Consider the following 25907-nt stretch of genomic DNA (forward strand, 5'->3'; position numbering starts at 1 on the left):
TGTCCCCGCAACCAAATGGTCCCGTGGTGTAGTGGTTAACATGCCTGCCTGTCACGCAGGAGATCGCCGGTTCGACCCCGGTCGGGACCGCCATTTTAATAAGGCTCGGTAGCTCAGTCGGTAGAGCAGAGGACTGAAAATCCTCGTGTCGGCGGTTCGATTCCGTCCCGAGCCACCATTTATCTTAATAATATACGCCGGCTTAGCTCAATTGGTAGAGCAACTGACTTGTAATCAGTAGGTTGGGGGTTCAAGTCCTCTAGCCGGCACCATGTAAGTTTCGGAGGGGTAGCGAAGTGGCTAAACGCGGCGGACTGTAAATCCGCTCCTTCGGGTTCGGCAGTTCGAATCTGCCCCCCTCCACCATTTACATAGGGGCATAGTTTAAAGGTAGAACTGAGGTCTCCAAAACCTCCAGTGTGGGTTCGATTCCTACTGCCCCTGCCAAATATATTTACACAACATGGCGGTTGTGGCGAAGTGGTTAACGCACCGGATTGTGGCTCCGGCATTCGTGGGTTCGATTCCCATCAGTCGCCCCATTTTTATTTTTAAAATTACAAATAATTTAATTGATACTTACATATAATTAAGTAAGAATTCGATGGGCTATAGCCAAGCGGTAAGGCAACGGACTTTGACTCCGTCATGCGCTGGTTCGAATCCAGCTAGCCCAGCCATTTTGCGGAAGTAGTTCAGTGGTAGAATACAACCTTGCCAAGGTTGGGGTCGCGGGTTCGAATCCCGTCTTCCGCTCCAATAAAATTTAACATGGCGGCATAGCCAAGTGGTAAGGCAGAGGTCTGCAAAACCTTTACCACCGGTTCAAATCCGGTTGCCGCCTTTCTTTTGTGCCGATGTGGCGGAATTGGCAGACGCGCACGACTCAAAATCGTGTTCCTTCGGGAGTGTCGGTTCGACCCCGACCATCGGTATCATGAACGGCGTAAAAAACTCTATACAATTAGTATAGAGTTTTTTTGTATTTTCTTTTCATTACATGACAAAATAAGCACAAAAAGTGTACGGTGAGTAAACTGCGAAACATTAAAATGATAAAAACAAACATTCATTTTTATCATTTTAATTGCGGTATTCTATAAAATTCCAGCAAAATATTGTATATACAATATTCCCTTCGAGCACTCTAGAGAGAACTTCTCCATCCCGGTGACATGAAGTTAAATCCGACACCACCAGTAGATATTAGTACATTATCAACTGTTAACTTTGTAATTTCTAAAAACTTCTTTTCAAACTCTTCTCTGTTGTACTTGTACATAGTTAAGTGGCACGACCACATTGGCGTTGAAGTACTCAACTAGTCCCCTAATTCTTTTAATTGAGGAAACGACTCAAATTGAATTGGTTGATCTAATTTCATGAATCTCACTTGATAGATAGTTGGGTTTAACTTCTCTCTTATTCCTTTCAGACCATGTGCTTTTTTCTCATGTGAATGTGTCATAATTCTCCCTCCATCTTTATTCAAATTTTTTCCTTTTTTATTATACAACAATAGAAAGTAGTTATGGGAATATTATGGAAATATGTATCGGCGATATAAAAAGACTCTAACATTTCTGTTAGATTCTTTTTTGTTAAATTATACTATGTGCTTCTAAAATTCGTAATAAATGTAGAAATTCATGTATAATATAACTTGTCGAAAGAACAAAATGATAGTAATTTATATTATGTCTGTAATATGAATCAAAAATGAACTTTTTATATTTCTTTTAAAAATGTGTTGAATACACATTATATTTCATATTAATATTTTTATGTAGATTTAAAACGGGAAAGAGAGTGGAAAGTATGGGTCGTAAGTGGAATAATATTAAAGAAAAAAAAGCATCAAAAGATGCAAATACAAGCCGTATATACGCGAAATTTGGACGTGAGATTTATGTGGCAGCAAAACAAGGCGAGCCAGATCCAGAATCAAACCAAGCGCTTAGAGTTGTATTAGAACGTGCGAAAACATACAACGTTCCAAGAACAATTATTGATCGTGCAGTTGAAAAGGCAAAAGGCGGTTCAGAAGAAAATTATGACGAGCTTCGTTATGAAGGATTCGGACCAAACGGATCTATGGTAATTGTAGATACACTTACAAATAACGTAAACCGTACTGCAGCAGATGTACGAGCTGCATTTAGCAAAAACAGTGGTAACATGGGTGTAAACGGTTCTGTAGCTTACATGTTTGATGCGACAGCTGTTATCGGTCTTGAAGGTAAAACATCAGATGAAGTTCTTGAAATTTTAATGGAAGCAGATGTGGATGCACGTGACATTCTAGAAGAAGAAGATTCTGTTATCGTGTATGCTGAACCAGATCAATTCCATGCAGTACAATCCGCACTTAAAGATGCTGGTGTTGAAGAATTCACAGTTGCAGAATTAACAATGCTTGCACAAAGTGATGTAGAACTTCCTGAAGATGCTCAAGTACAATTTGAAAAAATGGTTGATGCATTAGAAGATTTAGAAGATGTGCAACAAGTTTACCACAACGTAGACTTAGGAGAATAATACGATAGAAGCCCCTGTTCATTTAACGGATAGGGGCTTTTTTTATGAAGTTAATTAAGTTGATGAATTAGTAAAGGTATTTTGTTTTAGACAGGGAATATGCTTATAGGGATATGTGAAATATTCATTATTGCTAGGAGGCTTAATATGGAACATGAAACACCAAAGCATATCGTTGCTGTAGCAGGTTATTTAACAAATGAAAAAGACGAAGTGTTATTGGCTAAAGTACATTGGCGATCGGATACGTGGGAGTTGCCAGGAGGACAGGTGGAAGAAGGAGAAGCGCTCGATCAAGCTGTTTGTAGGGAAATAAAAGAGGAAACAGGATTAACGGTGAAACCTATCGGTATTACAGGAGTTTATTATAATGCTTCCATGCACATTCTAGGTGTTGTTTTTAAAGTGGCATACGTGAGTGGTGAAATACAAATTCAGCCTGAAGAAATACAAGAGGCTAAATTTGTTGCTTTAAATGAAGAGAATATAGATGAGTATATAACGCGTCCTCATATGAAATCCAGAACGCTTGATGCGATGAGAGCAACACATTGTATTCCGTACGAAACGTGGGAAGTGCAGCCGTATAATTTAATAGGTAGATTGTAAAGAAAAGAGTAGCCGGTTTGAGATACAATCAAATCACTACTCTTTTTTGTATACTGTTTAAGAAAAAGGTCAAAATAATAATAGTGCTACTATTGATTTAAGGAACGTTTGTTCTGTATAATGTATGATATATTGTATACATTTAGATTACTAGATACTTACAAATATATATTTTTGTAGATGATATAATGAAAATAGGATGTTTTAATAGGGAAGTATAGGCTTAAGGTATACTCTGTTATTGGTTTAGCATAATCTATATTCAATATTTCAGATGAATAGTAGATAAAAAAGGACTGTGATACAATACTTTTTTATACCTTACAATGATGTAAGGTACGTGTAAGAGAAATCGATGGGATATTTTTTTGCAACAAGGTATTCTTAAAGTAAGAGTTATACGCTGTGTGGAAAAGAGGTGTTTAAGATGAAAGAACGAGTATTATCTAGGGTGAACTATCATCAAAAAGTTGCATTAAATCCAATGACTAAATTCTTTTATAAAGCCATTATTTTATTATTATTGTTAAGTTGTACGTTATTATTCATTGGAAATGTAATGATCGAGCAAAGTGATATTAGTAAATTACATGTACCTGCTAAGTTAGAGGTGCCAGAATCATTAACACATGCATTTATTGCGACAGAAGATAAAAGGTTTTATCATCATAACGGTTTAGATTATATAGCGATTGTCAGAGCGTCTGTTGAGAATATAAAAGCTGGTGGTGTTGTGCAAGGCGGAAGCACAATTACACAACAGTTATCCAAAAATGCTTTTTTAACGAATGAACGTACATTTTCTCGTAAGTGGAAAGAAATTTTTTATACGAAAAAAATTGAACGTACATTTACGAAGGATGAAATTTTAAAATTGTATGTAAGTAATATTTATTACGGAGAAGGAGCATGGGGAATTGAAAAAGCAGCAAACCTTTACTTCGGTAAAAAGGTGAGCCAATTAACGTTGGCTGAAAGTGCAATGATGGCTGCTGTAGTAAAGGCACCCGCTTATTACTCACCTGCACAAAATTATGATAAGGCCGTAGAGAGACGAAATGTCGTTTTAAGATTAATGGAGAAAGAAGGCTATATCAATCATAATGAGTATGTGCAAGCAGTTAGTGAGAAGTTAGTAATTCGTCATGATATAAAAACAGAGCAGTCGATGTTAAAGAGTGCTCGTGAAAAAGCAGTAAGCTAAAGGAAGTTCCTACATAGGAGCTTCCTTTTTTTGAATAAATTGTGACAAATTGTGACACAATATCGTCACAATTATTGTGTTTTTGTAATTTATGTGAGCGTGTTCATTGCGTGACATATATAAGTGTTGATATTATGTGTATTGTGTACAATGCTGTATACAGAATATGAATTTAAAGAGGAATGTATATGAAATCAAATAAACTCATGGCTCTTGGTGTAGTTTTTTCTATCGCAGTATTGATTGTAATCGGAACAATTGCGTATAGCATCATAAATGACAAAAAAGATAAAGGGAATGAGATGTTTGCTTATTCCACACAACAATCTTTAGGGAAAGATGATGCCCCAGTTAAGGTAGTTGAATTTGGAGACTTCAAATGTCCTGCTTGTCGTACTTGGGATGTAACAGTATTACCACGATTAAAAGAAGAGTATATCGATAAAGGTAAAGTGCAGTTATACTTTATTAACTTCCCATTTATCGGAAAAGACTCTGATTTAGGTGCAGCAGCTGGTGAAGCAATTTATAAACAAGATCAAGATTCATTCTGGATTTTCTATGATGAGATTTATCAAAGTCAAAAGAAAGACACGGAAGAATGGATTACAGAAGAATTACTTCTTAACATTGTGAAAGAGAAGCTTCCGAAAGTTGATGTAGAACAATTTAAGAAAGATTTACACAGTAAAGAAATAAAAGAAAAAGTACGTAAAGATTCAGATCGTGCTCAAAAATTAAAAGTTCAAGGTGCTCCTTCAGTATATATAAACGGAAATCTTGCCAACCCTGATTTCGATAGTATGAAGAAGGCGATTGATAAAGAATTGAAAAAGTGATGAGATACTCATCACTTTTTCGACTTTTTTCGATAAAATTCTTGCTTCCGTTTTTTTTACATGCTATACTACTTTACATAAGTTATTCTAATATCTTATATTTATTTCATATTTGCGGGTGTAGTTTAGTGGTAAAACAAGAGCCTTCCAAGCTCTGGTCGAGAGTTCGATTCTCTTCACCCGCTCCAAATTTTATTAAATGTTTTTCTATAAATTGTGATCAACGCAGTGTTTCGTTTCTAAGATAAACGAGGCATTGCGTTTTTTAATGTTTGGAAAACGTAATTGTATGCGAAAATAGAAGTAAAGAATAGTATTCCAAAAGTGAATTGCTAACCAATAGATCGTTACATAAAGGATGGATCCATCTGAGGAGGCGATTAGGAATGGATTTTGAACAATTAAAGCAAGATGTCATTGCGTATAGTAAAACAATTGGTATAGATAAAATAGGCTTTGCTAGTGCCTCACCATTTGAGGAATTAAAGCAGAGGTTAATCCAGCAACAACAATTAAATTATCAATCGGGATTTGAAGAGTCTGATATAGAAAAGAGAACGAACCCACAGCTTCTACTACCTGGTGCAAAATCAATTATTGCGATTGCATTAGCGTATCCTTCAAAATTAAAAAATGCACCATTAAGTAAGCGCGGAGAACGCCGCGGTATTTTTTGTCGTGCCTCTTGGGGACAAGATTATCATCTTGTTTTACGAGATCGTTTGCAAAAATTAGAAGCATATTTAATTGAAAAACTTCCCGATATAGAAGTTAAGTCAATGGTTGATACGGGTGAATTAAGTGATCGAGCTGTTTCGGAGCGTGCCGGTATTGGATGGAGTGGTAAGAATTGCGCTATTATTACACCTGAATTTGGTTCGTATGTATATTTAGGAGAAATAATTACAAACGTTCCCTTCCCACCAGATCAGCCGATAGAAGATCAATGTGGAAGTTGTACAAAATGTATTGATGTTTGTCCTACAGGCGCTTTAATACAAGGAGGACAGTTAGATTCGAAGAAATGTATTGCATTTTTAACACAAACGAAAGGATTCCTACCGGAAGAATACCGCGACAAAATAGGAAATCGTATTTATGGATGTGATACATGTCAGACTGTTTGTCCGAAAAATAAAGGAATGGATTTTCATAATCATCCTGAGATGGAACCAGATCCTGAGTTAGTTAAGCCGTTATTAACACCACTTTTAACAATTAGCAATCGTGATTTTAAAGAGAAATATGGAATTATGTCTGGTTCATGGAGAGGTAAAAAGCCGTTGCAACGAAATGCAATTTTGGCACTTGCGCATTTTAAAGAGGCATCAGCAATTCCAGATTTAATTGGTGTTATGAAAGACGATCCAAGACCAGTACTTCGCGGAACAGCAGCATGGGCACTTGGGAAAATTGGTGGAGATGGCGTGGGCGAAGCTATTGAAAAAGCGATGCAACGTGAGAAAGATGAAGAGGTTCTTCATGAAATGAATCGCGGACTTGAATTGTTAGCGCAGAAAAAAGAGTAGATAATATCTCCCTTCTTCATATTGTAATATGGGAGGGAGACGAAATGGTCGTAAAAATAAATATTGAAAAGCAAGTACAACAATTTTTAGCATATGTAACAGAGAAACGAACAAATGTAGATGGTATTGCTGAAGATTTATTACAAATAGCACAGAGAAAGAAAGAATTGTTTCAAAAGCGTAATGCAGAGATAGTGAAAGCAACTGCGGATGTTTCTTTCATGAGACAATTAAATAATAGCAATCATCAAGAAATTGATTATCAAATACATTTTAAATATTTAATTAAGCATAAAGAATTATTTTATATCGAAGAGGAACAACTAAAGCGAAGAGTTTGTTTAAATAATAGCCGGGTAATAGGTGATTATGCTATTGAAGTACCAGAAGCAGTTGGAATGAGTGAGACGTTAGAAAGAGAAGTTACAAAAGAGAAGTATGGTTCTTATCAGTATAACCGTTTAGAGGCAGTTAAATATGCAGAGCGTTGGTGGGATGATAGAAACCCTGTATATCGTAATTTCCCTGATAATTGTACGAATTTTATTTCTCAATGTCTTCATACTGGAGAAGTACCAATGAATGGATACCCTAATATTCGCAAAGGATGGTGGCAAAGGGAGAATCAGTGGAGTTGGAGCTGGGCTGTCGCACACTCTTTTTATTGGTATTTGTCAGGTGCTACAACTGGGCTTCGAGCAGAAGCAGTAGAAAGACCAGAGGACCTTATTCTTGGTGATGTCATCGCTTATGATTTCGAGGATGATGGTAGGTGGAATCATACGACGATTGTAGTAGCCAAAGACGCAGATGGTATGCCACTTGTGAATGCACATTCAGCGAATAGCCGTCGGCGTTATTGGAACTATGAAGATTCTAGTAAATATACACCACAAATGAAATATAAATTCTTTCATATTATTAATGGGTAGAGATTTTTCGCTCAAGTGGTATAATACGTAGTAGACAAAAAACAGAGGTGAATATCGCGTGGGAGTACATGTTGTTTTATATCAACCAGAAATTCCAGCAAATACAGGGAATATTGCTCGTACTTGTGCAGCAACTGGAACAGAATTACATTTGATTAGACCGCTTGGATTTTCAACGGATGATAAAATGTTAAAGCGTGCAGGATTAGATTATTGGCAGCACGTGAAAGTTACGTATTATGATTCAATTGAAGAATTTTATGAGAAAAATAAAGACGGTGAATTCTTCTATTTAACAAAGTATGGCGAGAAAGCTCATACAGCATTTGATTATAGCAAACGTGAGAAGGATTATTATTTTGTATTTGGAAGAGAAACAAACGGCTTACCAGCTAATGTAATTGAAGAAAATTTCGATCATTGTTTACGTATTCCAATGACTGATAAAGTGCGCTCATTAAATTTATCTAATACAGCAGCTATTTTAATTTATGAAGCATTCCGTCAACAAAATTATCCGGGATTAGATTTAGAAATTGTTTATTAAAAGTCGCCATATGGCGACTTTTTTTCTAAAAATAAAAATAATATGTAATCATACATTTAAAAAAGGGTACATATTCATATAGAATGGGATATATGAATAAAAATAGATTAGACGGGTTGAGATAAATATGAAGGAACAATATAATAATCAAAATACCTTTTTAAGTATGATAGATATGGATTTAATAAGAAGAGGACTATTACATGCCATTCAAGATTTAGTATTTATTGTGAAAGTTATGGATGAGGAAACCTTTACATATATTTATGTAAATAAGATAGGTATGGATTATGCGAAGCTAGGCGCAGAATGTTATGGAAAAACGTTTGCTGAAGTATTATCAGAAGATACGGCGGAAATATTGCAAGTGCAATATGCAAAAGTAGCGAGCGAAGCGAAAGCACATACCTTTTGTGATGTAGTTAGTTTACCAAAGGGTGAGTTACATTATGAATCTTCACTTAATCCTGTATTCGACGAAGAAGGAGTATGTCAGTTTATTATTTGTATTACGAGGGATATCACAGCTCAGATTGAGGAAAAGGCAGAGATAGAGGAAAAACAAATGTTGTTTAAGTCGTTATTAGAATATAATAATGACTCCATTATATCTATGGATTCTATAGGTAGAATTACATATGCAAATCCAGCAACGTATGAAATATTTGGATATCGATATGAAGAATTACATAATAAATTTATTTTTGAATTTATTAATAAAGAATATGAAAAAGATTTTCAAATTATATTTAAAGAAGCCCTGCAAGGAAGGGCAAAACAAATTGTTTCAAAGAAATATGTTCATAAAGAAGGGTACGAGCTCTATATTTCTTTGAGAACTATTCCGATTATTGTGAACACCGAAATTGTTGGGGTATATATTGTTACGAGGGATGTTACAAGACAAGTATTGAATGAAATGCGAACAGAATATTTAGCTTATTATGACCAATTAACAGGATTAATGAATAGAATTTCATGTGCAAATAAGTTAAATGTTTTTTTAAATGATAATACAGAGTTTGCGCTTGTTTTTATAGATTTAGATGAATTTCACCTTATTAATGATACTTTTGGTCATAAAGAAGGAGATAAAGTATTACAAAAAGTTACAGAATGTTTAAGCAGTTTTCCAATAGACGGTATGCACTTATTTAGAGAACACGATGATCAATTTGTTATGTTGATAGAAAATATAACGAAAGAACGTGTAGAGATAGTTGCAAAAAGCATACTAAAAAAGATTAGTGAACATTTTGTAATCGAAGAAGAGGACGTCTATTTAAGTGCGTCAATCGGAATTGTAATGGCTCCAACAGATGGAGAGGATGAAAAAATATTATTCCAAAGAGTTGATGCTGCTTTGGAAAAAGCAAAAGAAAAAGGAAAAGGGCATTATCAGTTTTATTGCAGTGGATTAGATTGTGAGCGTGAACAAAGATTTATAATAGAAAACCAATTGCATCGTGCTATAGAAAAAAATGAATTCTGCTTGTATTATCAGCCACAAATGAATATTGAAACGAAAAAAATAGCGAGTATGGAAGCTTTAATAAGGTGGGAGAATAAAGAATTGGGATTTGTCTCTCCCAATCAATTTATTCCGCTAGCAGAAAGAACAGGATTTATTATTAAGCTTGATGAGTGGGTAGTAAATGAAGTGTGTCGGCAAATACGTGAATGGTTAAATAAAGGATATGAAGTTGTCCCGATTGCAGTTAATATTTCAGCCAGGCACTTTCGCTCGATTATATTAATAGAGATGATTACACGGGCGTTACATAAGTACAATGTACCAGTTCATCTATTAGCGATAGAGGTTACAGAAGGAGCCCTTATGCATAAAGACATATCGAAAAGGGTATTGCTACAATTAAAAGAACAAAATTTAAAGATTCATTTAGATGATTTTGGGACGGGATATTCATCTTTAAGTTATTTAAAAACGTACCCAATTGATACGTTGAAAATCGATCGTTCTTTTATGGAAGGTATACATGTGGATGAACGTGATACGAATATTACAGCTGCAATTATTCATTTAGCTCATACTTTGGAATTGAATGTAATTGCAGAAGGAGTAGAAAAAGCGGAACAAATACAATTTTTGAAGGAAAAGAATGTGAAGTTTGTGCAAGGTTATTATTATAGCCGACCTTTATCAAAATATGATGTGGAAAATGTGTATTATAAATGATTGATAAAAAAAGTGATGTGCTAAGAAGCACATCACTTTTTTTGTGTACCAGGTTTATCATTGTAACCAGATGTGAAAATAGCTGTAAGAAATGTGAGTGATACACCTAAAATTAATAATAATTTCATACTAATATCCCTCCTATTTTTCAGTTTACGAATCTTAAATATGAATCAAAATGTATGTAAGGTTCTTGGAAGAAAAGAATTTATTTAAAACGAATAGAGGTGTAAAAACTTTAATACCTATATTATACAGAATTTTCTTTGAATTTTGGAGAGAATTTTATAGCACTACTGTATATTTCATTTTGATTTAAAGAATGTTTAAGGACATCCTAGCATACCTTTTATAATAATCCGATTGAACAAGGAGATGGGGGAGGAGCTATAATGGATATTCTAAAAAAGATTGAACAGCATCGAGCAGCAGAAGAACGGTTACAATGGGAAGGTACGTTTGCGGAGTATTTAGAGCTTGTGAAGGAAAGACCATGGGTGGCTCAAACAGCACACTCTCGCATTTACAATATGATAAAAGATGCTGGAATCGAAGAAGTAGATGGTAGAAGAAAGTATAACTTCTTTAGTAATCAGCTATTTGGATTAGAGGATGCTTTAGAACGTCTTGTGGAGGAATATTTTCATCCATCTGCAAAACGATTAGATGTTAGAAAACGTATTTTATTATTAATGGGTCCTGTTAGTGGAGGGAAATCAACATTAGTTACGATGTTGAAACGGGGATTAGAAACATATTCACGAACAGATCGAGGAGCAATTTTTGCAATTAAAGGCTGCCCAATGCATGAAGATCCACTTCATTTAATTCCGCATCATTTACGGGATGATTTCTTTGGTGAGTATGGAGTTAGAATTGAAGGGAATTTATCGCCACTAAACGTAATGCGTCTAGAGCAAGAATATGGTTCAAGAATTGAGGATGTAGTTGTAGAGCGTATTTTCTTCTCGGAAGATCGCCGTACAGGGATTGGTACATTTAGCCCGTCTGATCCTAAATCACAAGATATCGCCGATTTAACAGGTAGTCTGGACTTTTCAACAATCGCAGAATATGGTTCAGAATCAGATCCACGAGCGTATCGCTTCGATGGAGAATTGAATAAGGCAAACCGTGGGATGATGGAATTCCAAGAGATGCTAAAATGCGACGAGAAGTTTTTATGGCATTTATTATCGCTTACGCAAGAAGGGAATTTCAAAGCGGGAAGATTTGCGCTTATTTCAGCAGATGAATTAATTGTAGCGCATACGAATGAAACAGAGTATCGCTCATTTATAGCAAACAAGAAAAATGAAGCATTGCACTCAAGAATTATTGTAATGCCAGTTCCATACAATTTACGAGTGAGTGAAGAAGAACATATTTATGAAAAAATGATTCGTGAAAGTGATGTATCCAATGTGCATATTGCACCGCACACACTTCGCGTTGCAGCAATGTTTACGATTTTAACTCGTTTAAAAGATCCGAAGCGTCCAGATATTGATTTAATTAAAAAGATGCGTTTATATGATGGAGAAACGGTAGAAGGTTATAATGCGATTGATGTAGAGGAACTGCAACGTGAATATCAAGATGAAGGTATGAGAGGTATTGACCCTCGTTATGTTATTAACCGAATTTCCTCTACAATTATTCGAAAAGAGGTACCATCTATTAACGCATTAGATGTACTTAGATCGCTCAAAGACGGGTTGGATCAGCATCCGTCAATTAGTAATGAAGATCGAGAGCGTTATATGAATTTCATCTCATTAGCGAGAAAAGAATATGATGAAATTGCGAAGAAAGAAGTACAAAAAGCATTCGTGTATTCATATGAAGAATCAGCGAAGACACTTATGGATAATTACTTAGATAACGTTGAAGCATATTGCAATAAGTCGAAATTACGTGATCCATTAACAGGTGAAGAAATGAGTCCAGATGAAAAGCTAATGCGCTCAATTGAAGAGCAAATTGGAATTTCAGAAAATGCTAAGAAAGCATTCCGTGAAGAAATTTTAATTCGCATTTCTGCTTATGCGCGTAAAGGAAAACGCTTTGATTATAATTCACATGAGCGTCTTCGTGAAGCGATTCAGAAAAAATTATTTGCTGATTTAAAAGATATAGTGAAAATTACAACATCCACGAAAACGCCAGACGAAAATCAGCTTAAGAAAATCAATGATGTTGTTGCACGCTTAATTGATGAGCACGGCTATAATTCTTCATCTGCGAATGAATTATTACGCTATGTAGGTAGTCTGCTAAACCGATAGTTTGATAACAAAACGCTGTCTCTTGTATTTTGCGGGACAGCGTTTTATTATCCATTTATATGTGTAAAGTGTCATACCTTGTCCAAATGTAATAAATTAAGATGCAATTTCATGAATTTATTGTCAATTATTTTTACAATATGCATATGATAGAGTAACCAACCATTCATACGAAAAAAGCCAACACAATACAATATGTTGCAAAGTGTAAATGTGTGCAACTATGCATTGTGTTTCTTTCTTATCAACGGCTGAATATTTCTTTCTAGTATGTGAGTGGTAAAATTTTGTTTAGGATGCTCGGAGTATTATATGAAAAACGTTATATATGTTTATGGGATGAATTTCGATGGGCAGTTATCTTTCATTCTAGCTTGCACAGTATAAAACAAAATTTCTAGCTTACTGTTCATAGGGGAAGACAATTACAGTAAGGAGGGAAAGAAATGGGTGAAGAAAACCAACCAAATTATACGATTTCACAGGAAAACTGGTCCCTCCATCGCAAAGGATATGACGACCAACAACGCCATCAAGAAAAAGTACAAGAGGCAATTAAGAATAATTTACCCGATCTTGTAACAGAAGAAAGCATAGTTATGTCTAATGGTAAGGATGTTGTAAAAATACCGATTCGTTCTTTAGATGAATATAAGATTAGGTACAATTATGATAAAAACAAACACGTTGGGCAAGGAAATGGTGACAGCAAAGTTGGTGATGTCGTTGCGAGAGATGGATCAGGTGGTCAAAAGCAAAAAGGACCAGGAAAAGGGCAAGGAGCAGGGGACGCGGCTGGAGAAGATTATTATGAAGCTGAAGTCTCTATTTTAGAATTAGAGCAAGCATTTTTCAAAGAGTTAGAGCTGCCTAATTTAAAGAGAAAAGAAATAGATGAAAACCGGATTGAACATGTTGAATTTAATGACATTAGAAAGACTGGATTATGGGGAAATATCGATAAGAAACGAACGATGATATCCGCATATAAACGAAATGCGATGCGTGGTAAAGCCTCTTTTCATCCGATTCACCAAGAAGATTTAAAGTTCCGTACTTGGAATGAAGTATTAAAGCCAGATTCAAAAGCTGTTGTATTAGCGATGATGGATACGAGTGGATCGATGGGAATATGGGAAAAATATATGGCACGTAGCTTCTTTTTCTGGATGACGCGATTTCTACGAACGAAGTATGAAACAGTAGATATTGAGTTTATTGCCCATCATACGGAGGCAAAAGTAGTTCCAGAGGAAGAGTTTTTCTCAAAAGGAGAAAGTGGCGGAACGATATGTTCTTCTGTATATAAAAAAGCACTCGAGCTAATTGATAATAAATACTCACCAGACCGCTATAATATTTATCCATTCCATTTTTCAGACGGTGATAATTTAACATCAGATAATGCTAGATGTGTAAAGCTTGTCGAAGAGTTAATGAAGAAGTGTAATATGTTTGGATATGGGGAAGTGAACCAGTACAACCGCCATAGTACCCTCATGTCAGCCTATAAAAATATTAAGGATGAGAATTTTAGATATTATATTTTAAAGCAAAAAGCAGACGTATTCCATGCGATGAAGAGCTTTTTTAAAGAAGAAACCGGAGAAAAAATGGCATAACCCCCTTAAAAAGGGGTTATTTTTTTGTTAACTTTTTATTTTTTTATTTGACAATGATAATGAAAATCATTATCATTTATTCGAGATATGATTACATTAAGATTTATATATTTTGGAGGAGATGTAAAGTTGAAAAAAAATAAAAGAAAACATATAAATGCGATGATTATCGCTGCGGCGTTATCACTTCCATTTGCTACGTATTCAACGCCTGCTTTAGCGGCAGTAGCAATTGAGGCGAATAAAGCGGGGCATACTTTAGAAGATGGTACATATGATGCCATAATTAAAGCGTATAAAGATAAAACGAATGAAGAGTCTATGGCAGCTGTTTATATAAAAGATCCGAAATTAACAATTGAGAATGGAAAGAAAATTGTAACCGCGACGTTAAGTGATAGTGATTTCTTTCAATATTTGAAAACGGAAGATAGTCATACTCCTGGTGTATTCCATGATGTGAAAGTAATATCAGAAGATAAAAAGAAAAACGGAACGAAGGTTATTCAATTTGAAGTTGGAGAATTGGGAAAAAGATATAATATGCAAATGCATATTTATATTCCAACAATGGCCTATGATAATAAATATCAAGTGCAGTTTGAAGTGAATACTTTAAATTTAGAAAATAATGTTCCAGAAGAGAAGAAGGAAAATAATGAAGAGCAAAAGGAAGATACGAAAAATATAATAGCCGATAACCAATTGAAGCAATACATTAATAAAAATATTTTAGGGCGTAAAGATATTAATGCGTCAATAACGAAAGTTGATGCACTACAAATTAAAGAACTAGCGGTATATGCTGGGAAAGGTATTAATAATTTAGCTGGTTTAGAGCATATGGTAAATTTGGAAACCTTTAGATTGTATGAATCTGAAGTGAGTGATTTATCGCCAATTGCTAATTTGAATAATTTGAAGTCTTTAGATCTTTTCTCTAATCGAATTGGAAATATTGAGCCAATTGCTGGGCTGAATAAAATTCAATCTCTTTCTTTAAGAGATAATAAAATTATTGATTTAAATCCATTAAGTAACTTGAAAAAAGTTAGAACATTAGATTTAGTCGGTAATAAGATTGAAGATATTAAACCATTATTTACAATGGGGTCTCTAGGTAAGTTGTATTTAGCTAATAATAATATTAGCGATTTAACAGGAATTGAACAGTTAAATAAAGTAAAAGAATTATGGATTGGAAATAATAACATTACTAATCTTGAATCTATTAGTAAAATGGAGAGCCTTACTCAGCTTGCAGTGAGAGATGCAGAAATTAAAGATATTACACCGCTAGCTAAAATGAAAAACTTACAATCACTTGATTTAGAAGAGAATTATATTTCTGATGTGTCACCACTTAGTGAACTAACTAATTTATATGAACTTAATTTAAGTGCAAATGAAATTTCTGATGTAAGACCTATTCAAGAGTTTGGAAAGCGTTTTGTAGTTAAAGTTCATAGACAAAAAGTATTTTTAAATGAAGGAGTAATAAATGAAAAAATTAAGATTCCTGTATATGATTTAAACGGCGAACCACTCCAAAATATTAGATGGATAAGTGAGGGGGGAACACATAATAATGGTTTTGTAAAATGGGAAAATTCTGGAGAGAAAGTATACGAGTTCAATTTAGAAACAGGTTCTTCTAAGAATAAAGTACATTTTAATGGAACAGTTATTCAAAAAATAAGTGCTAAGCAAGCAGATGTAAGTGCTATTCCAGATAAAAAACTAAGAGAGTATATTAATAAACATAGTTTAGGTAGAACAGACTTGAATACTCCTATCACGAAAGAAGATTTATTAAAGGTTAAAACATTAAAGATAATGGATGGACAGAACAATGGAATAACAGATTTATCTGGATTAGAGTATATGGAAAATTTAGAAGATCTGACATTGGAAAAGTTTGAGTTGAAAAACATAGAATTTATCTCGAATTTGAAAAACTTGAAGTCAGTGGATTTATCGAATAATAAAATAGAAAATTTAGAGCCGTTAGCTAAGTTGGAAAAGCTTGTAGTATTAAATATAAGCAACAATAACAACCCAAATATAAAACCATTATTTACATTAAATTCATTGAAGAAGTTAAATGTTTCAGCCAATAAAATTAATAATGAATCTCTTCAAGGTATACAGCAATTCAAAAATTTAGGGATACTAATAATAAATAATAATGACATTAGTAGCTTGGAAGAAATTAGTGGGATAACTAAAATGGATGAATTGGAAATTAAAGGTAATAAAATAGTGGATGTAACTCCATTAACTAAAGCTAAAGAATTAAGATTTTTAGATTTGTCAGATAATAAAATTAAAGATATAACAGTTTTTAGTTCTGTGTTAGAACTTTTTAAATTAAAACTGGCTGGAAATGAAATTCGTGATATAAAACCAATTATTCAATTATCTCAGGGGATTACAATTGATCTTAGAAGACAAAAAATTATGCTAGAAGATGCTCAAGTGAATCAAGAAGTGAAAATTCCTGTTTCTGATGTGGAAGATAATCCTCTTGAGGATATTACACTGAAAAGTGAAGGCGGAACATTCAATGAAGAAGAAGGGACAATTGTGTGGAGTACTCCAGGAGAGAAAAAATATGAGTTTGCTTTTGATGGAACGAGTTATTATGGGCTTGGCATATGGTTCAGCGGTGAAGTAACTCAAAATATTGTAGAAAAAATTGAGTCGCCGGAAACGGAAGTAGAAAAGCCGAAAGAAGAGACAAGTAAGCCAGAAGCGGAAGTAGAAAAGCCGAAAGAAGAGACAAGTAAGCCAGAAGCGGAAGTAGAAAAGCCGAAAGAAGAGGTAAGTAAGCTAGAAGCCAATGTTGAGAAACAAACAGAAGGCTCAAATGAACTAGAAACAGCTACTGTTCAGAAAAATAAAGCGGTACAAGAACCTGCACAAGCACAAGAAGTAGTGAATCAACTAGCGAAAGAAAATGTGTCAAATAAACAAGTTCATAGTAAAAAAGAAGAAAGTAAGAAATCTTTAGCAGCAACAGGTGGCCAAGAAAGTAATGTATCTCTATTTGGTGGCTTAGCATTAGTTTTATCTGCACTGAGTATGTTTGTGTTTAGAAAAAATATATTTAAAAAATAAATAACGTTTTATTTTGTTATATGATTTTTTAGAAGGTGTTATCATAGCGATTTCATTTTGAAATGTGCTTATGATAACGCCTTTTTATGGTAGAAGGATATGAATGGAAAAAGTGTAAATATATTAGAGAAGGAGGAGAGGGTATGCATATTAGTTCTATGTTAAAAATTGAAGAGATTGCATTATTTATTGCAAGTATGAATAAGGATGCTATTCATCATGTTGGTTATTGTGGAGATGAGAAAAAGGAGGTGTTACATACGATTCTTCATGATTTTTCTGATATAGGATGGGAAAGATCTTTTGTTGTTACTTATGAGGACAATAAAATAATTGGTGTATTGGGATTGGATGTGGATGAAGTAAAGAAGTGTGCAGAAATATGGGGACCGTTTATTAAAGCAGAGAATTGGGAAGAAATTGCTTTACATATGTGGAAGGAACTTATAGAAAAGGTACCGTTTCATATTGAAAAATTTTCTGGTTTTTATCACGTGGAAAATAATAATTGTGCTCGTTTAATGAAGGATTTACATGCTAAAGAACAAGAGCGACATAGTATTTTTAGGCTAAGTAATAGTGGTGTGAAACAACATACTATATGTAATGTGGAAGAAGCTTTACCAAAAGTATTTGAGCAGTTTATCTCTTTACACAATCATATTTTTCCTAATACATATTATGAAGGGTATGAAATTATTGAACGTTTAAGCAATACGAATAAATTATTTGTAAGTATGAAGAATGACAGGTTAGAAGGTTATGTATATGTTGAAGTAAATCCGGAGTTTCACGAAGCGAATATTGAATTTATTGCAACCGCTGAAAATAGTAGAAGAAAAGGTGTCGGAGAGCGGTTATTACAAGGGGTAATTCAGTATATTTTCTCCTTCCAAGAGATGAAAGAGATAGAACTATGTTTGAATACGAATAATGATCGTGCGATGAAGTTGTACAAGAAAGTAGGTTTTGAGGAGAAGGCATGTTTACAACACTATATAATAGAGTAAAAAACCGATTCATATGAAAATGATATTTCATATGAATCGGTTTTATTAATCTACTTTTTCCTCATTCATCACGGATTTAGAAAAAATTTGAGGTGCTAATCGTTACATAACCTTCTTTATTTTTTGCGGAACTTCTTTTGCTTGTAAATTAACATCTTCTTTTCGAAGCTCCTTAAAGAGCGAAATGACCATAAGAACGACTACGATAGAAAATGGTAGCGCAGCAATTATAGCTGCTATTTGCAGCGCATTTAATCCTCCAGCTTGTAATAAAATAGCAGCAATTATCGCGATTGTTAATCCCCATATAAGTTTTAAACTATTTTTCGGTGATAAGCTTCCGTTACTCGTTTGCATTGAAATAACAAATGTTGCCGAGTCAGCAGAAGTAACGAAAAATGTGGCTACTAAAATTAACCCGATAATTGTTAAAAATGTAGAGAACGGTAGGTGTGAAATAACAGCAAATAATCCAATCTCTGTACCATTTTTTGCGATTTCATCAGCTATACCAAGCGATTGGAACATTTCCATATGGATAGCGGTACCGCCAAATACTGCAAACCAAAATGTACAGATAAGAGTTGGGACTAATACAACTCCAATAATAAATTCTTTTATTGTGCGCCCTTTAGAAATACGAGCGATGAATGTACCGACGAATGGAGACCAAGAGATCCACCATCCCCAATAGAAAATAGTCCAGTTTTCAATCCAAGAAGAAGATTTTTCATTAAATGCTCCTAAATTTAATCCCATACTAGGTAAAGCTCCGATATAAGAACCGAGTGTAGATGTGAAATATTTCATAATAAATACAGTTGGTCCTAAAAGTAAAAAGGAGACGAGTAATATACCTGCAAGAGAGAAATTTAAGTTACTCAAATATTTAATCCCACGATCTAAGCCTGTTTGTGCACTTGTTAAATATAAAACAGCGAAGATGGCGATAAGTACGAGTTGTGTAAGTACAGTGTTATGAATAGAAGGGAATAAATAGCTTAATCCTCCGGCGATTTGTTGAGCACCAATCCCAACAGATGGCACAATACCGAATACTGTGGCTAAAACAGCCAAAATATCGACTGTTTTTCCGATAGGAGAATTTTTCGATCGATTAAATAATGGAGTAACTGTAGCTCCAATTGTGCTACCTTTTTGTTTGCGGAATGTGAAATATGCAATTGTTAAAGCAACCATCGCGTATAGTGACCACGGAAAGAGTCCCCAGTGGAAAAATGAATATTGCATAGCGAGTTTGGCGCTTTCCTCTGTACCTGCTTTTCCTGTTAATGGATCTGTAAAATGTGAAATCGGTTCAGTGATTCCATAAAAGAGCAGTCCAATTCCCATTCCTGCTCCAAACAACATGGATAGCCAAGATGGATAACTATACTGTGGTTTTTCTCCATCTTTACCAAGACGAATAGAACCGTACTTAGAAAATGCTAAATAAGTGGCTAAAATAATCATTGCGGTCATAAGTAGAGAGTAAAACCATCCAAATTTATTGAGGATAAATGAGTTTAACGAAGATGTAACACTTTGTAAATCATAGCCTTGTATCCAACTTGCTGGGGTAATTCCCCATATGATGAATAATGTTGTTAGCAAGATGGAGATATAAAATACACTGTTTTCTTTTTTTATCATAGAATCCCACCTTTGTTTAATAAAGTTAACAATTATATTAACTATAACAATTAAAAGGTTAATTGTCAAAAAATTCTATTTTTATCTTGTGTAAAAGGACAGTTTAATCGCTATGGATTCATAATTATTGGAGGTTAGATAAAGGTAAGTCTGTTCACGATATGTACAAAATATAGGAAGAAATAATATGAAATATTGCATTTTATATTATTGTATCTAGATTTTATGTTAAATTCTTCAAGGGAATATATAAATAGGGGGCAATGATATGAACAAGAAATCAAAGATTAATAAAGTGATGCTTAGTATTAGTACAATGGCGCTATCGTTAGGAGCAATTCAAACGAATGTATCAGCAGAAGAAAAGGTGCCATACAATGTATTGCATTCGAAACCAGTTGGAATTGAAAAACCAGTAGATGAGATTGGACATGTTTCTAAAGTAGAGGAAACATTATCGTTTCAAGAACGGTTAAAAGTAGGAGACTTTTCGCAGCGACCAGCATCTATTATGAAGAGCTCAGAAATAAAGCAAATGAAAGAAAGTTATTCAATGGCTGATTTAAACAAAATGAATAATCAAGAATTAGTTGAAACGCTAGGAAGTATTAAATGGAATCAAATTACAGACTTATTCCAGTTCAATGAAGATGCAAAGGCTTTTTATAAAGATAAAGGGAAAATGCAAGCAATTATAGACGAATTAGCTCATCGAGGTAGTACGTTTACGAAAGATGATTCAAAAGGAATTCAAACGTTTACGGAAGTATTACGTTCAGCTTTTTATCTTGCATTTTACAATAATGAATTAAGCGATTTAAATGAGAGAAGCTTCCAGGATAAATGTTTACCTGCTTTAAAAGCAATTGCAACCAATCCAAACTTTAAGCTTGGTACATATGAGCAAGATGCAGTCGTATCTGCATACGGTAAATTAATTAGTAATGCTTCAAGTGATGTGGAAACAGTTCAATACGCATCGAATATTTTAAAACAATACAATGATAATCTTCATACGTATGTAGACGATCGTATGAAAGGGCAAGCTGTATACGATATGATGCAAGGTATTGATTATGATATGCAATCTTATTTATTTGAAACTCGTAAAGAGGCAAAAGATACAATGTGGTATGGGAAAGTAGATGGATTTATTAATGAAATAAATCGTATCGCTCTTCTAAATGAAGTAACACCAGAAAATAAGTGGCTCGTTAATAATGGAATTTATTTTGCTAGTCGTTTAGGGAAGTTTCATAGTAATCCAACTAAAGGTTTAGAGGTTGTTACACAAGCAATGCATATGTACCCGCGTTTAAGTGAGCCGTATTTTGTTGCAGTAGAACAAATTACGACAAATTATAACGGAAAAGATTATAGCGGTAATACGGTAGATTTAGAGACGATACGTAAAGAAGGAAAAGAACAGTACTTACCAAAAACGTATACATTCGACGATGGATCTATCGTATTTAAAACAGGAGATAAAGTATCAGAAGAAAAAATTAAGAGACTATACTGGGCTGCAAAGGAAGTAAAAGCACAGTATCATCGTGTAATTGGGAATGACAAAGCATTAGAGCCAGGTAATGCAGACGACGTATTAACGATAGTAATCTATAATACTCCAGACGAATATCAGTTAAACAGACAATTGTATGGGTATGAAACAAACAACGGTGGAATTTATATTGAAGAAACAGGAACATTCTTTACATATGAGCGTACACCAGAACAAAGTATTTATAGTTTAGAAGAGCTGTTCCGTCATGAGTTTACTCATTATCTTCAAGGGAGATTTGAAGTGCCAGGTTTATTTGGAAGAGGAGATATGTATCAAAATGAGAGATTAACTTGGTTCCAAGAAGGAAATGCAGAATTTTTCGCAGGATCTACTCGTACAAAGAATGTAGTGCCGAGAAAGAGCATCATTAGTGGATTATCATCTGATCCTGCAAGCCGTTATACAGCAGAGCGCACATTATTTGCTAAATATGGTTCTTGGGATTTCTATAATTACTCGTTTGCATTGCAATCTTATTTATATACACATCAATTTGAAACATTTGATAAAATTCAAGATTTAATTCGTGCAAATGACGTGAAAAATTATGATGCCTATCGTGAGAATTTAAGTAAAGATACTAAACTAAATAAAGAGTATCAAGAGTATATGCAACAGCTAATTGATAATCAAGAGAAATATAATGTACCGGAAGTAGCAGAGGATTATTTAGCTGAACATGCACCAAAATCGTTAAGAGCAGTAGAGAAAGAAATTAGTGATACGTTGCCGATGAAAGGGGCAAAAATGACAAAACATAGCTCCCAATTCTTTAATACATTTACATTAGAAGGTACATTTACAGGTAGTGTAACGAAAGGTGAGTCAGAAGACTGGAATGAAATGAGTAAACGAGTAAATGAGGCACTAGAACAACTGGCGCAAAAAGAATGGAGTGGCTACAAAACTGTTACAGCATACTTCGTCAATTATCGTGTGAATAGTTCAAATGAATTTGAATATGATGTAGTCTTCCATGGTATCGCAAAAGATGATGGAGAAAATAAAGCTCCAACGGTTAATATAAATGGACCTTATAATGGGCTTGTAAAAGAAGGAATTCAATTTAAAAGTGATGGCTCAAATGATGAAGATGGAAAAATTGTTTCTTATTTATGGGAATTTGGAGATGGTAGCACAAGTGCAGAAGTTAATCCAATACATGCATATGAAAGAGAAGGAATTTATAAAGTAGCGTTAAGAGTAAAAGATGATAAAGGCAAAGAGAGCAGAAACGAAACCACTGTTACGATTAAAGATGGAAGTTTAACAGAATTAGAACCAAATAATCGTCCAGAGGAAGCGAATCGTATTGGGCTAAACACTACTATAAAAGGTAGCCTTATCGGTGGAGATCATACCGATGTTTATACATTTAATGTAGCATCAACGAAAAATATCGATATTTCCGTTTTAAATGAGTATGGAATCGGGATGACATGGGTGCTTCACCATGAATCAGATATGCAAAATTATGCCGCTTACGGTCAAGCTAATGGAAATCATATAGAGGCAAAATTTAATGCAAAACCAGGTAAGTATTATTTGTATGTATATAAATATGATAATGGCGATGGAACGTACGAATTATCAGTAAAGTGAAACTTTAATCAGTAGGGGTTCTGTTCATCCCTCACTGATTATTAGCCCTCACCAATCGGGCATTAACGGGCAGTTGATCTCCCACCTAACTTCCGCGCATTCGCCGAATTTTGAAGGGGGAGTCTTACTGCCCGTTAATGCGGGATAAAATAAGTGCTTTTCCAATGTATGTTTAACTTTACTTTTTGTGGAAAATAGTATATTATATAGATATATAATATATCGGTTATTTACTAGGAGGAGCCTGTCACAATAGGTTTCTCCTGTTCTTTTTTATGGGCCTGTCTTACAGGCTTTTCTTTAAAGGGTAAATAACTGAAAATTAAGAACTATAATCTTTGAAAGAGGTGGGGCATACACATAACAAAAAAGGGATTGTTTAAGAGAGGGGGATAAGAAATGGCTTTGTTTGGTTATCCACTTGAAACAATTTATTTATACGGATTTATTATTGCTACTATACTCACTGTTATTTATATCTTTTTTGGAGATATATTTGAATCCATATTTAGTTTCGGAGGCGGATCTGTATCCGTTGTTACTTTATTACTTAGTTTTTTCGCCATGTTATGTGGACTTAGTTATATAGGAGAATATTTATTTTCCTTTAATAGCATTCTTATTTTCGGGTCTGCATTTGCTATATCCTTTATTGGTGTTTTCATAATGAAAATATTAATTTTAAAGCCGATTGCAGAAGCAGAACAAAACACTGTGCAGCGCATGGATGAATTTATTGGTTGTAAGGGAGAGGTCATTACAACAATTCCTACAGAAGGATTTGGAGAAGTATTAATCTCCTCCCAATTTGGAAGTAATGCAATTCCAGCTAAAACAATTGGGAAAAAAGATATTTCACAAGGAACTGAAGTTATTATCGAGGGAGTCCAAGATGGTGTTCTGCTTGTACAGAACATCGCTTATTCTTTAAAGAAACCAAAATTATAAGGGGGAATTTACATGACGATTCCATTAATTATCGGTGGAGTATTACTCGCAATTTTAATTCTACTCATTTTAGTATTCATTACAAAGTATCGAACAGTTGGACCAGATGAAGCATTAATTGTTACTGGAAACTGGCTTGGTGGTGGGAAAAATGTAGTTACCACTGATGATGGAAAGAAGATTAAGATTATTCGTGGCGGCGGTACTTTCGTAGTTCCGATTATGCAAAGAGCAGAGCCTTTAAGTCTATTAAACTACAAATTAGAAGTGGGAACACGTGATACGTATACGAAACAAGGTGTACCGATTACAGTAAATGGTGTTTCTATTATTAAAGTAGGGTCTACCATTGAAGAAGTTTCTACAGCAGCTGAACAATATTTAGGAAAAGAAACAGAAGAGTTGAAAATAGAAGCAAAAGAAGTTTTAGAAGGGCATCTACGTGCTATTTTATCTTCTATGACAGTAGAAGATGCCTATAGTAATAGAGAGCAATTTGCTCAAAAGGTACATGAAGTAGCTTCTACAGATTTAAAGAAGATGGGACTTCGCATCGTTTCCTTTACAATTAAAGAAATCATGGATAAGAACGGTTACTTAGATGCACTTGGTCAGCCACAAATTGCGATGGTTAAGCGTGATGCAACAGTTGCAAATGCAGAGCGTGAAAAAGAGGCGCGAATTGAAAAAGCTCGTGCTGAGAAAGAAGCGAAAGAAGCTGAGTATCAACGTGATGCACAAATCGCTGAAGCTGAAAAACATAAAGAGTTAAAAGTACAATCTTATAAGAGAGACCAAGAACAAGCTCGCGCAGATGCAGATCTTTCCTATGAATTACAACAAGCAAAAGCGCAACAAGGTGTTACAGAAGAGCAAATGCGCGTTAAAATCATTGAGCGTGAAAAGCAAATTGAATTAGAAGAAAAAGAGATTGCGCGTCGTGAAAAGCAATATGATGCAGAAGTAAAGAAAAAGGCAGATGCAGATCGCTATGCTGTTGAACAATCAGCAGAAGCAGAAAAAGTAAAACAAATGAAAAAAGCAGATGCAGATCAATATAAAATTGAAGCGGAAGCAAGAGCACGTGCAGAAGAAGTTCGTGTAGAAGGTTTAGCGAAGGCGGAAATCGAAAAAGCGCAAGGTCAAGCAAAAGCAGAAGTACAAAAAGCACAAGGTACAGCGGAAGCAGATGTTATCAGATTAAAAGGTTTGGCAGAAGCGGAAGCGAAACAAAAAATTGCAGAGGCATTTGAGCTATATGGTCAAGCGGCAATTATGGATATGGTTCTTAAAATGCTTCCAAGTTATGCGAAGGAAATTGCAAGCCCGCTTAGCAACATTGATAAGATTACAGTTGTCGATACAGGCGGTGGTGGTAAAAATAGCGGCGCCGGAAAAGTTGCAGGTTATGCGACTGATTTAATGGCAACGATGCAAGAAACATTAAAAGCGTCTTCTGGCATTGATTTAAAAGAGCTATTAGAAGGATTTGCAGGAAAAGGAGCGGTACAACAATTATCAAACGATAAACCTGTTGTATCCGTAGTAGAAGACGAGAAAAAAGAAGTAGAAAAAGATAAAGAATAGTAAAGTGGGAAGAACCTCTAGTAAGTAAGATACTAGAGGTTCTTCTGTGAATTGTAATATTTCGAATAATATACATTTTTATATATTGTTTTAATTATTTAATTTATATAGAATGAAA

General features: G+C 34.5%; 16 protein-coding genes, 11 tRNA genes and 1 pseudogene. 26 read left to right on the plus strand and 2 right to left on the minus strand.

The annotated features are described in order from the left end of the window. Positions 1 to 17 precede the first annotated feature (17 nt). From ACLBWW_RS23695 to ACLBWW_RS23740, 10 genes are all read left to right on the plus strand, one after another. Positions 18 to 93, plus strand: a tRNA-Asp gene (locus tag ACLBWW_RS23695). 9 nt (positions 94 to 102) lie between these two features. Then, positions 103 to 178 (plus strand) — tRNA-Phe (locus ACLBWW_RS23700). Positions 179 to 196: 18 nt separating this feature from the next. Beyond that, positions 197 to 272: transfer RNA gene (locus tag ACLBWW_RS23705), tRNA-Thr, on the plus strand. Between the two features lie 10 nt (positions 273 to 282). Beyond that, positions 283 to 366: transfer RNA gene (locus tag ACLBWW_RS23710), tRNA-Tyr, on the plus strand. Positions 367 to 373: 7 nt separating this feature from the next. Beyond that, positions 374 to 447, plus strand: a tRNA-Trp gene (locus tag ACLBWW_RS23715). Positions 448 to 466: 19 nt separating this feature from the next. After that, a tRNA-His gene (locus ACLBWW_RS23720) sits at positions 467 to 542 on the plus strand. A 63-nt stretch (positions 543 to 605) separates the two neighbouring features. Beyond that, positions 606 to 680: transfer RNA gene (locus ACLBWW_RS23725), tRNA-Gln, on the plus strand. Positions 681 to 684: 4 nt separating this feature from the next. Beyond that, positions 685 to 759, plus strand: a tRNA-Gly gene (locus ACLBWW_RS23730). Between the two features lie 14 nt (positions 760 to 773). Continuing rightward, positions 774 to 844, plus strand: a tRNA-Cys gene (locus tag ACLBWW_RS23735). Positions 845 to 853: 9 nt separating this feature from the next. After that, positions 854 to 935, plus strand: a tRNA-Leu gene (locus tag ACLBWW_RS23740). Positions 936 to 1147: 212 nt separating this feature from the next. On the opposite strand, the pseudogene ACLBWW_RS23745 reads toward ACLBWW_RS23740, so the two are convergent. Beyond that, positions 1148 to 1468 (minus strand): annotated as a pseudogene (locus ACLBWW_RS23745) (DUF3884 family protein). A 350-nt stretch (positions 1469 to 1818) separates the two neighbouring features. Here ACLBWW_RS23745 and ACLBWW_RS23750 point away from each other — a divergent pair. The 13 genes from ACLBWW_RS23750 to ACLBWW_RS23810 all read left to right on the plus strand — a co-directional run bounded on the left by ACLBWW_RS23750 (position 1819) and on the right by ACLBWW_RS23810 (position 18435). Further along, the gene (locus tag ACLBWW_RS23750) at positions 1819 to 2538 is read left to right on the plus strand and encodes a YebC/PmpR family DNA-binding transcriptional regulator (RefSeq protein ID WP_048541853.1); all 720 of its coding nucleotides are present in this window, start codon (positions 1819 to 1821) and stop codon (positions 2536 to 2538) included. A gap of 147 nt (positions 2539 to 2685) precedes the next feature. Beyond that, positions 2686 to 3147 (plus strand): NUDIX hydrolase, encoded by a 462-nt coding sequence (locus ACLBWW_RS23755; protein WP_048541851.1) that lies wholly within the window; start codon positions 2686 to 2688, stop codon positions 3145 to 3147. A gap of 427 nt (positions 3148 to 3574) precedes the next feature. Further along, entirely contained in the window at positions 3575 to 4351 is a 777-nt protein-coding gene (locus ACLBWW_RS23760; protein ID WP_048541849.1) for a transglycosylase domain-containing protein, read from the plus strand. 188 nt (positions 4352 to 4539) lie between these two features. Beyond that, positions 4540 to 5190 carry a DsbA family protein gene (locus ACLBWW_RS23765; RefSeq protein ID WP_000841323.1) on the plus strand — a complete coding sequence of 217 codons (651 nt, stop codon included), beginning with the start codon at positions 4540 to 4542 and terminating at the stop codon, positions 5188 to 5190. A 114-nt stretch (positions 5191 to 5304) separates the two neighbouring features. Next, positions 5305 to 5378, plus strand: a tRNA-Gly gene (locus ACLBWW_RS23770). 198 nt (positions 5379 to 5576) lie between these two features. Then, positions 5577 to 6719 (plus strand): tRNA epoxyqueuosine(34) reductase QueG, encoded by a 1143-nt coding sequence (gene queG, locus ACLBWW_RS23775; protein WP_048541846.1) that lies wholly within the window; start codon positions 5577 to 5579, stop codon positions 6717 to 6719. A gap of 44 nt (positions 6720 to 6763) precedes the next feature. Then, entirely contained in the window at positions 6764 to 7651 is an 888-nt protein-coding gene (locus tag ACLBWW_RS23780; protein WP_048541844.1) for an amidase domain-containing protein, read from the plus strand. Between the two features lie 58 nt (positions 7652 to 7709). Then, the gene (gene trmL, locus ACLBWW_RS23785) at positions 7710 to 8198 is read left to right on the plus strand and encodes a tRNA (uridine(34)/cytosine(34)/5-carboxymethylaminomethyluridine(34)-2'-O)-methyltransferase TrmL (protein ID WP_000538149.1); all 489 of its coding nucleotides are present in this window, start codon (positions 7710 to 7712) and stop codon (positions 8196 to 8198) included. Positions 8199 to 8325: 127 nt separating this feature from the next. Next, positions 8326 to 10395 (plus strand): sensor domain-containing protein, encoded by a 2070-nt coding sequence (locus ACLBWW_RS23790; protein ID WP_098132837.1) that lies wholly within the window; start codon positions 8326 to 8328, stop codon positions 10393 to 10395. A 392-nt stretch (positions 10396 to 10787) separates the two neighbouring features. Continuing rightward, complete coding sequence (locus ACLBWW_RS23795) at positions 10788 to 12683, plus strand: PrkA family serine protein kinase (protein ID WP_000353275.1); 1896 nt, start codon at positions 10788 to 10790, stop codon at positions 12681 to 12683. Positions 12684 to 13129: 446 nt separating this feature from the next. Beyond that, entirely contained in the window at positions 13130 to 14305 is a 1176-nt protein-coding gene (gene yhbH, locus ACLBWW_RS23800; RefSeq protein WP_046957378.1) for a sporulation protein YhbH, read from the plus strand. Positions 14306 to 14434: 129 nt separating this feature from the next. After that, entirely contained in the window at positions 14435 to 17425 is a 2991-nt protein-coding gene (locus ACLBWW_RS23805) for a leucine-rich repeat domain-containing protein (protein ID WP_447614278.1), read from the plus strand. A gap of 143 nt (positions 17426 to 17568) precedes the next feature. After that, positions 17569 to 18435 carry a GNAT family N-acetyltransferase gene (locus ACLBWW_RS23810; protein WP_048541583.1) on the plus strand — a complete coding sequence of 289 codons (867 nt, stop codon included), beginning with the start codon at positions 17569 to 17571 and terminating at the stop codon, positions 18433 to 18435. Positions 18436 to 18537: 102 nt separating this feature from the next. Here ACLBWW_RS23810 and opuD read toward each other — a convergent pair whose 3' ends face one another. Continuing rightward, positions 18538 to 20088, minus strand: a complete 1551-nt coding sequence (gene opuD / locus ACLBWW_RS23815) for a glycine betaine transporter OpuD (RefSeq protein WP_098641756.1) — start codon at positions 20086 to 20088, stop codon at positions 18538 to 18540. A gap of 268 nt (positions 20089 to 20356) precedes the next feature. On the opposite strand from opuD, the gene colA reads away from it, so the two are divergent. From colA to ACLBWW_RS23830, 3 genes are all read left to right on the plus strand, one after another. Further along, positions 20357 to 23254, plus strand: coding sequence for a collagenase ColA (colA, locus tag ACLBWW_RS23820; protein WP_098641755.1), 2898 nt, complete (start codon positions 20357 to 20359; stop codon positions 23252 to 23254). A gap of 399 nt (positions 23255 to 23653) precedes the next feature. Next, on the plus strand, positions 23654 to 24202 hold the full coding sequence (locus ACLBWW_RS23825) for an NfeD family protein (protein ID WP_048541589.1): 549 nt from the start codon (positions 23654 to 23656) through the stop codon (positions 24200 to 24202). A gap of 12 nt (positions 24203 to 24214) precedes the next feature. Next, positions 24215 to 25789, plus strand: a complete 1575-nt coding sequence (locus tag ACLBWW_RS23830) for a flotillin family protein (RefSeq protein WP_048541591.1) — start codon at positions 24215 to 24217, stop codon at positions 25787 to 25789. Positions 25790 to 25907: the final 118 nt, after the last annotated feature.

Source organism: Bacillus sp. M5A3_1b, assembly GCF_053345335.1.